Below are 7,076 nucleotides of genomic sequence, written 5' to 3'. Positions count from 1 at the left end.
GTGCGCTGCGCATTCAACCGTGGAGGGGCATGCCCTGATGCCAATCGGTCAAGCGCTAGAGCGGGCAACCTGTGACCTGTGGCGAGGCAGCTTGCTCCCGCTGGACTGCGTAGCAGTCCCATTTTCTGCGGGCGCTTTGCTACCCGGCGGGAGCAAGCTCCCTCGCCACAGGTCACAGGTTGCCCGCTCTAGCGCTTGACCGATTGGCATCAGGGCATGCCCCTCCACGGTTGAATGCGCAGCGCACTCAGTCCGCAAAGCGCATCTCCCGCGTCTCCCCCATCAACAACCCCTGATTCTGCTCCGTCACCTCCCGGATGTAGTCCCACAACAACGTAATCCGCTTCAACTTCCTCAAATCCTCCCGGCAATACATCCAGAACTGCCGCGTAATCGCAATCTGCTCCCCCAGCACCGGCAGCAGTCGCGGGTCCTGCGCGGCCAGGAAGCACGGCAATATCGCCATCGACCGTCCCTGCTGCGCCGCCACGTACTGCGCAATCACGCTGGTGCTGCGCAAACTTGCGCTGGCGCCTGGCACCACGTTCGCCAAGTACAGCAGCTCCGAGCTGAACGCCAGGTCGTCTACATAGCTGATAAACGGATGCTCGGCCAAATCCGCCGGTTTGCGGATCGGCGGGTGTTGGTCGAGGTAGTCCTGTGTGGCGTACAACTGCAGCTTGTAGTCGCACAGTTTGCAGCACACATACGGGCCGTGTTCCGGGCGTTCCAGGGCGATGACGATGTCGGCTTCGCGTTTGGACAGGCTGATGAAGTGCGGCAGGGGCAGGATATCGACTGAGATGGCCGGGTAGGTGTCGACGAAATGACTCAATTGCGGGGTGACGAAAAAACTGCCAAAGCCCTCAGTGCAGCCCATGCGCACATGCCCGGACAGCGCCACGCCGGAGCCGGAGACTTGCTCGCACGCCATGTGCAAAGTGCTTTCGATGGATTCGGCATAGCCCAGCAAACGCTGGCCCTCGGCGGTGAGGACAAAACCGTTGGTCCGGGATTTTTCGAACAGCAGCGTGCCGAGTGACACTTCCAGTGAGCTGATGCGCCGCGACACGGTGGTGTAGTCCACCGCCAGGCGCTTGGCGGCGACGCTGGCCTTGCGGGTGCGGGCCACTTCGAGGAAAAACTTCAGGTCATCCCAGTTCAGGGAGCCCAGCGATGTGATGTTTTTTAGCATATTGGACCGGCTTTTATGTGCGTTCTTATTAGAGATTTGCACATCTATACTCCAAAAACAGTCCGAACGCCTCATCCTCAAGGCGATTCAACGCCTTGGTTCTCTGCATAACTATAAGAGTTGGAGACCCCATGAACGCATCCGCCGATATTTCCGTTAAACAGGTCAAGTTGCTGATCAACGGTGAATGGGTCGAGTCCAAGACCACCGAGTGGCAAGACATCGTCAACCCGGCCACCCAGCAAGTGCTGGCCAAAGTGCCGTTCGCCACGGCCGATGAAGTCAACGCCGCCATCGATGCCGCCCATCGCGCGTTCCAAACCTGGAAGCTGACCCCGATCGGCGCACGCATGCGCATCATGCTCAAGCTGCAAGCCTTGATCCGCGAACACTCCAAGCGCATCGCCGTCGTGCTCAGCGCCGAGCAGGGTAAAACCATTGCCGACGCCGAGGGCGATATTTTCCGTGGGCTTGAAGTGGTGGAACACGCCTGCTCCATCGGTACCCTGCAAATGGGGGAGTTCGCCGAGAACGTCGCCGGTGGTGTCGACACCTACACCCTGCGCCAGCCCATCGGCGTATGCGCCGGCATTACCCCGTTCAACTTCCCGGCGATGATTCCGCTGTGGATGTTCCCGATGGCCATCGCCTGCGGTAACACCTTCGTGCTCAAGCCGTCCGAGCAGGACCCCTTGTCGACCATGCTGCTGGTGGAATTGGCGCTGGAAGCTGGCGTGCCGGCGGGTGTGCTCAACGTGGTGCATGGCGGCAAGGATGTGGTGGATGCGCTGTGCACCCACAAAGATATCAAGGCGGTGTCCTTCGTCGGCTCGACCGCCGTGGGTACTCACGTGTACGACCTGGCCGGCAAACACGGCAAGCGTGTGCAATCGATGATGGGCGCCAAGAACCACGCAGTGGTGCTGCCGGATGCCAATCGCGAGCACACCCTCAATGCCCTGGTCGGTGCCGGTTTCGGCGCGGCGGGCCAGCGTTGCATGGCCACCTCGGTGGTGGTGCTGGTGGGCGCGTCCAAGCAATGGCTGCCGGATCTGAAGGCGCTGGCGCAGAAACTCAAGGTCAACGCCGGCAGCGAAGCGGGCACCGATGTCGGCCCGGTGATCTCCAAACGTGCCAAGGCGCGCATCCTGGAGCTGATCGAAAGCGGCGTGAAAGAAGGCGCCAAGCTGGAGCTGGACGGCCGCGACATCCAGGTGCCGGGTTTCGAGCAAGGCAATTTTGTCGGCCCGACCCTGTTCTCGGGCGTGACCACCGATATGCAGATCTACACCCAGGAAATCTTCGGCCCGGTGCTGGTGGTGCTGGAAGTCGACACCCTCGATGAAGCCATTGCGCTGGTCAACGCCAACCCGTTCGGCAACGGCACCGGCCTGTTCACCCAGAGCGGGGCGGCGGCGCGCAAATTCCAGAGTGAAATCGATGTGGGCCAGGTCGGCATCAACATCCCGATCCCGGTGCCGGTGCCGTTCTTCAGCTTCACCGGTTCCCGCGGTTCCAAGCTTGGCGACCTGGGCCCATACGGCAAGCAAGTGGTGCAGTTCTACACCCAGACCAAAACCGTCACCAGCCGCTGGTTCGACGACGACACGGTCAACGATGGCGTCAACACCACCATCAACCTGCGCTGACTCCGGGAGACGACCATGAACATTGCATTTATCGGCCTGGGCAACATGGGCGCGCCCATGGCCCGCAACCTGATCAAGGCCGGGCACGCGCTGAACCTGTTTGACCTGAACCAGACCGTGCTCAAGGAGCTGGCTGAGTTGGGCGGCCACATCAGCGACTCACCGCGTGACGCGGCCCAAGGCGCCGAGCTGGTGATTACCATGCTGCCGGCCGCCGCGCATGTGCGCAGCGTATGGCTGAATGAAGACGGGGTGCTCGCCGGCATCGGCAGCGGCATCCCCGCAGTGGATTGCAGCACCATCGACCCGCAAACCGCCCGTGACGTTGCCGCCGCCGCCGCCAGGCAAGGTGTGGTGATGGCCGATGCACCGGTGTCCGGCGGCACCGGCGGGGCGCAGGCCGGGACGCTGACCTTCATGGTCGGCGCCACCCCCGAACTGTTCGCGACCCTGCAACCGGTGCTGGCGCAAATGGGCCGTAATATCGTGCACTGCGGCGAGGTCGGCACCGGGCAGATCGCCAAGATCTGCAATAACCTGTTGCTGGGCATCAGCATGGTCGGCGTCAGCGAAGCCATGGCCCTGGGCGATGCGCTGGGTATCGACACACACGTGCTCGCCGGCATCATCAACAGCTCCACTGGGCGTTGCTGGAGTTCGGACACGTACAACCCATGGCCGGGCGTGATTGAAACTGCGCCCTCTTCGCGCGGCTACACCGGTGGATTTGGCGCCGACCTTATGCTCAAGGACCTGGGCCTGGCCACTGAAGCGGCGCGTCAGGCAAAACAGCCGGTGATCCTCGGCGCGGTGGCCCAGCAGTTGTATCAATCGATGAGCCAGCGTGGGGAAGGGGGCAAGGACTTCTCGGCGATTATCAACAGTTACCTTAAAACCCGTTAAGGAAAGGGGGGCGGCGTAAAGCAGCCTCCCGGCTTTTACCCCATTGTTTGCCAGTTCAATGCGGCAACGATTGAAACGCCCGAGGGGTAATAGCTCCATATGTTACCGGCGGCTTGTTTAAATCCCTGGTTCAAGTCGGAAAAGTCTTTTTGGTTCTCACCCGTTGCGGGGTCCATATAGCTGCCGTCGGCCCGGTTTACTACCCAATGCAATCCGAGTGGCAAGCCTGCGTATGACACCGCCATGGCTTCCAGTTTTACCTCATGATTACCGAGTTCAGGGCCAGGCGGGTCAACAGGGCAGTCAATGCCTTTGAGGTTGTCTTCGATCGTTGGATAAAGCCAGCTCAACCCAGTGACGAGCAGCCCTGGGCTTTTTTCCACTCTCATGTTCAAGCCCAGAAGCCTTCCAGCGAGGACAATATTGTCCGGCATCGAATAACCGGCCTGCAGCAGATCGCTCTGCCCTTGCCTCACGGTTGTGCATCCGCTGGTGATCCTATACAGATCGCTTTCACAACGGTTGTCCATTTCGAGTGTGTCGATACCCAGTTGCTCAGATCCGGATCCGGCAAGAACCGGTATTTTATCGACCCCGAGTTCTTTTGCCGCGCATAGCAATGCGGCCGCCCCGCAGGAGTTGGGGAACACTTGCCGTTTGGCAATGTGGCTGCCCGGGTCTGGAGGCTGGCAGATGGCTGAAGGCCAGCCAATTGGAGGGGAGGCATGAATCATGAGCGTCCTCTGAAACTGTTCAATTCGCAGGCTCAAATACGTCCAGATCGTGCCACCCAGCCCATAAGAGGCCTGTAGGATCGGGCTTAATAGGTCATGAGTTTGTGCCGTGAACGGCGTACCGGGCTGCGCTCGTGCTCAGTGCGCCACGCCACAGCCCGTCAGGCAAACACAAAATACTTACGCACTGTCTCCACCACCTCCCACGTGCCCTTCATCCCCGGTTCCACCACAAAGATATCCCCAGCCCGCAGGTGAATCGGCTCCATGCCTTCGGGCGTGATGATGCAGTAGCCTTCCTGGAAATGGCAGTACTCCCACTTCACGTAGTCCACGTACCACTTGCCCGGTGTGCAGATCCAGGTGCCCATGATCTTGCTGCCGTCTTCGCTGGTGTAGGCGTTGAGGTTGACGGTGTGTGGGTCGCCTTCGAGCTTTTCCCATTTGCAGGCGTCCAGGACCGGCAAAGGGTGGGTGTCGCGCAGTACGGTGATGGGTTTGGACATGATGACTCCGAGGTAGGGAATGGGAAACTCAACCCTAAGGCCTCGGGGGGCAGGCCGGTGGTCTGAACTCGACACCGGGATGCCCAGAAGCGCAGCCATGTGAAAGTCCGAAAATCGCATCGATTCCTGTGGGCGACGGGCTTGCCCTCGATAGCGGTGTGTCAGGCGATGGAGGTGCAGACCGTGCCACCGTCATCGCGGCCAGCCCGGCTCCCACGGCATATGGACAAGTGAAGAATTGTGCAGTTATCGGGCATTTCCTCGCAGTATGTGCGAAAGATTTCCCGCTCTACGCCAGAATTCGCAAGAAAATTCACAGCTGGCCCTCGTATCATTCACTTCAGTGACAGCCGAGAGCCTTGAAATGAACCCAATAAAAACGTGGTGGGATATCAGCCCGCCCTTGAGTGCGGCGACCCCGACATGGCCGGGCGATACGCCGTTCCAGGAAGAGCGCGTGTGGCAGTTCGGCCCGGAGTGCCCGGTGAATGTAGGGCGCGTGACGTTGTCGCCGCACACCGGCGCCCATGTGGATGCGCCGCTGCATTACAGCGCCGATGGCGCGCCGATTGGCGAGGTGTCGTTGGATGTGTACATGGGCCCGTGCCGGGTGTTGTATTGCCTGGACAGCGGTGCGCTGGTTCAGCCGCATCAGTTGGAAGGGCGTGTGGATAACTTGCCCGAACGCGTGCTGCTGCGCACTTATCCACAAGCGCCACTGACGCAATGGGATTCGAACTTCACCGCTATCGCCCCGCAAACCATCGAGCTGCTCGCCAGCCTCGGCGTGCGCCTGATCGGTATCGACACCCCGTCCCTGGACCCGCAACAGTCCAAGACCATGGATTCGCACAACGCCGTGGCGCGCCATGGCATGGCGATACTCGAAGGCATCGTGCTCGATGACGTACCGGAGGGTGACTATGAACTGATCGCGCTGCCGCTGCGTTTTGCCAACCTGGACGCGAGCCCGGTCCGCGCCATTCTCCGCCCGCTCAAGGAGCCCACGCGATGAGCCAGTGTCCTTTCTCTCCAGAATATAAGCCTGCCGACGACCAAGCCCCGGAGGAATGGCACAACGCTGAACTCAATTTCTCCGAGTCCATGAGCTACGGCGACTACCTGGACCTGGGCAAAGTCCTCAGCGCCCAGCACCCGCTGTCGCCGGACCACAACGAAATGCTGTTCATCATCCAGCACCAGACCTCGGAGCTGTGGATGAAACTGATGCTGCACGAACTCAAGGCGGCCCGCGAACATGTGCGCCTGGGCGAGTTGCCGCCGGCGTTCAAGATGCTGGCGCGGGTCTCAAGGATCTTCGACCAACTGGTGCATGCCTGGGCGGTGCTGGCGACCATGACACCCTCGGAATACAAGGCGATCCGCCCGTTCCTCGGGCAGTCGTCGGGGTTCCAGTCGTTCCAGTACCGTGAGATTGAATTCATCCTCGGCAACAAGAGCGCTGCGCTGTTGCGGCCCCATGCCCATCGGCCGCAGCTGCTTAATGAGTTGAAAGTGGCGATCGCCACGCCGTCACTGTATGACGAGGCGATCAACCTGATGCTCAAGGCCGGCCTGGCGATTGATCCCAAGCGCGCCGAACGCGACCCGACGGCCGCCACGGTGCACGACGACTCCGTAGAGGCAGCGTGGCGCGAGGTATACCGCGACCCGAGCCGTTACTGGGATTTGTATCAGTTGGCCGAGAAATTCATCGACCTTGAGGATTCGTTCCGCCAGTGGCGCTTCCGGCATGTGACCACCGTGGAGCGGATTATCGGCTTCCAGCCCGGCACCGGCGGTACTGAAGGGGTGGGGTATCTGCGCAAGATGCTCGACACCGTGCTGTTCCCCGAACTCTGGCGAGTACGCTCTACGCTCTAAACAAAAAGCCCCGGATCACCGGGGCTTTTCATATGGAATTCAATCAACACTGTGGGAGCGGGCTTGAACTGGTCAAGTAATTTTGGACACTGATTACGGTTCACGCCGCCAACCTTTCCTTCATGACCGGCGACCGGTAGTCGTTATAGCTGTGAGGCCTGCTGATGTTGTAGCGAGAGACATAGCGCTGTACGTCTGCTCGGGC

7 protein-coding genes are annotated in these 7,076 nt (G+C 60.5%); 4 read left to right on the top strand and 3 right to left on the bottom strand.

The annotated features are described in order from the left end of the window. Positions 1-247 precede the first annotated feature (247 nt). Entirely contained in the window at positions 248-1,195 is a 948-nt protein-coding gene (locus Q1V60_RS00775; protein WP_300626768.1) for a LysR family transcriptional regulator, read from the bottom strand. 131 nt (positions 1,196-1,326) lie between these two features. Between Q1V60_RS00775 and Q1V60_RS00770 the strand changes: the two genes are divergently transcribed. Together Q1V60_RS00770 and mmsB are read left to right on the top strand one after the other, a co-directional pair. After that, a complete protein-coding gene (locus Q1V60_RS00770) occupies positions 1,327-2,844 on the top strand; it encodes a CoA-acylating methylmalonate-semialdehyde dehydrogenase (RefSeq protein ID WP_300626767.1) in 1,518 nt (505 codons plus the stop codon). Positions 2,845-2,859: 15 nt separating this feature from the next. Next, positions 2,860-3,747 (top strand): 3-hydroxyisobutyrate dehydrogenase, encoded by an 888-nt coding sequence (gene mmsB, locus Q1V60_RS00765; protein ID WP_300626766.1) that lies wholly within the window; start codon positions 2,860-2,862, stop codon positions 3,745-3,747. Between the two features lie 35 nt (positions 3,748-3,782). Here mmsB and Q1V60_RS00760 read toward each other — a convergent pair whose 3' ends face one another. Together Q1V60_RS00760 and Q1V60_RS00755 are read right to left on the bottom strand one after the other, a co-directional pair. Continuing rightward, entirely contained in the window at positions 3,783-4,481 is a 699-nt protein-coding gene (locus tag Q1V60_RS00760; RefSeq protein ID WP_300626765.1) for a hypothetical protein, read from the bottom strand. Between the two features lie 161 nt (positions 4,482-4,642). Beyond that, positions 4,643-4,987, bottom strand: coding sequence for a cupin domain-containing protein (locus tag Q1V60_RS00755; RefSeq protein WP_015885872.1), 345 nt, complete (start codon positions 4,985-4,987; stop codon positions 4,643-4,645). Between the two features lie 364 nt (positions 4,988-5,351). On the opposite strand from Q1V60_RS00755, the gene kynB reads away from it, so the two are divergent. Next, the gene (gene kynB, locus Q1V60_RS00750; RefSeq protein ID WP_300626764.1) at positions 5,352-6,002 is read left to right on the top strand and encodes an arylformamidase; all 651 of its coding nucleotides are present in this window, start codon (positions 5,352-5,354) and stop codon (positions 6,000-6,002) included. Further along, positions 5,999-6,871, top strand: a complete 873-nt coding sequence (gene kynA / locus Q1V60_RS00745; protein WP_300626763.1) for a tryptophan 2,3-dioxygenase — start codon at positions 5,999-6,001, stop codon at positions 6,869-6,871. The genes kynB and kynA overlap by 4 nt, the downstream gene beginning before the upstream one ends. Positions 6,872-7,076: the final 205 nt, after the last annotated feature.

The sequence above is a fragment of the Pseudomonas sp. genome, assembly GCF_030147005.1.
GTDB lineage: Bacteria > Pseudomonadota > Gammaproteobacteria > Pseudomonadales > Pseudomonadaceae > Aquipseudomonas.
The sequence above is the reverse complement of the archived record's forward strand: the minus strand, read 5'-3'. Positions and strand labels throughout refer to the sequence as shown.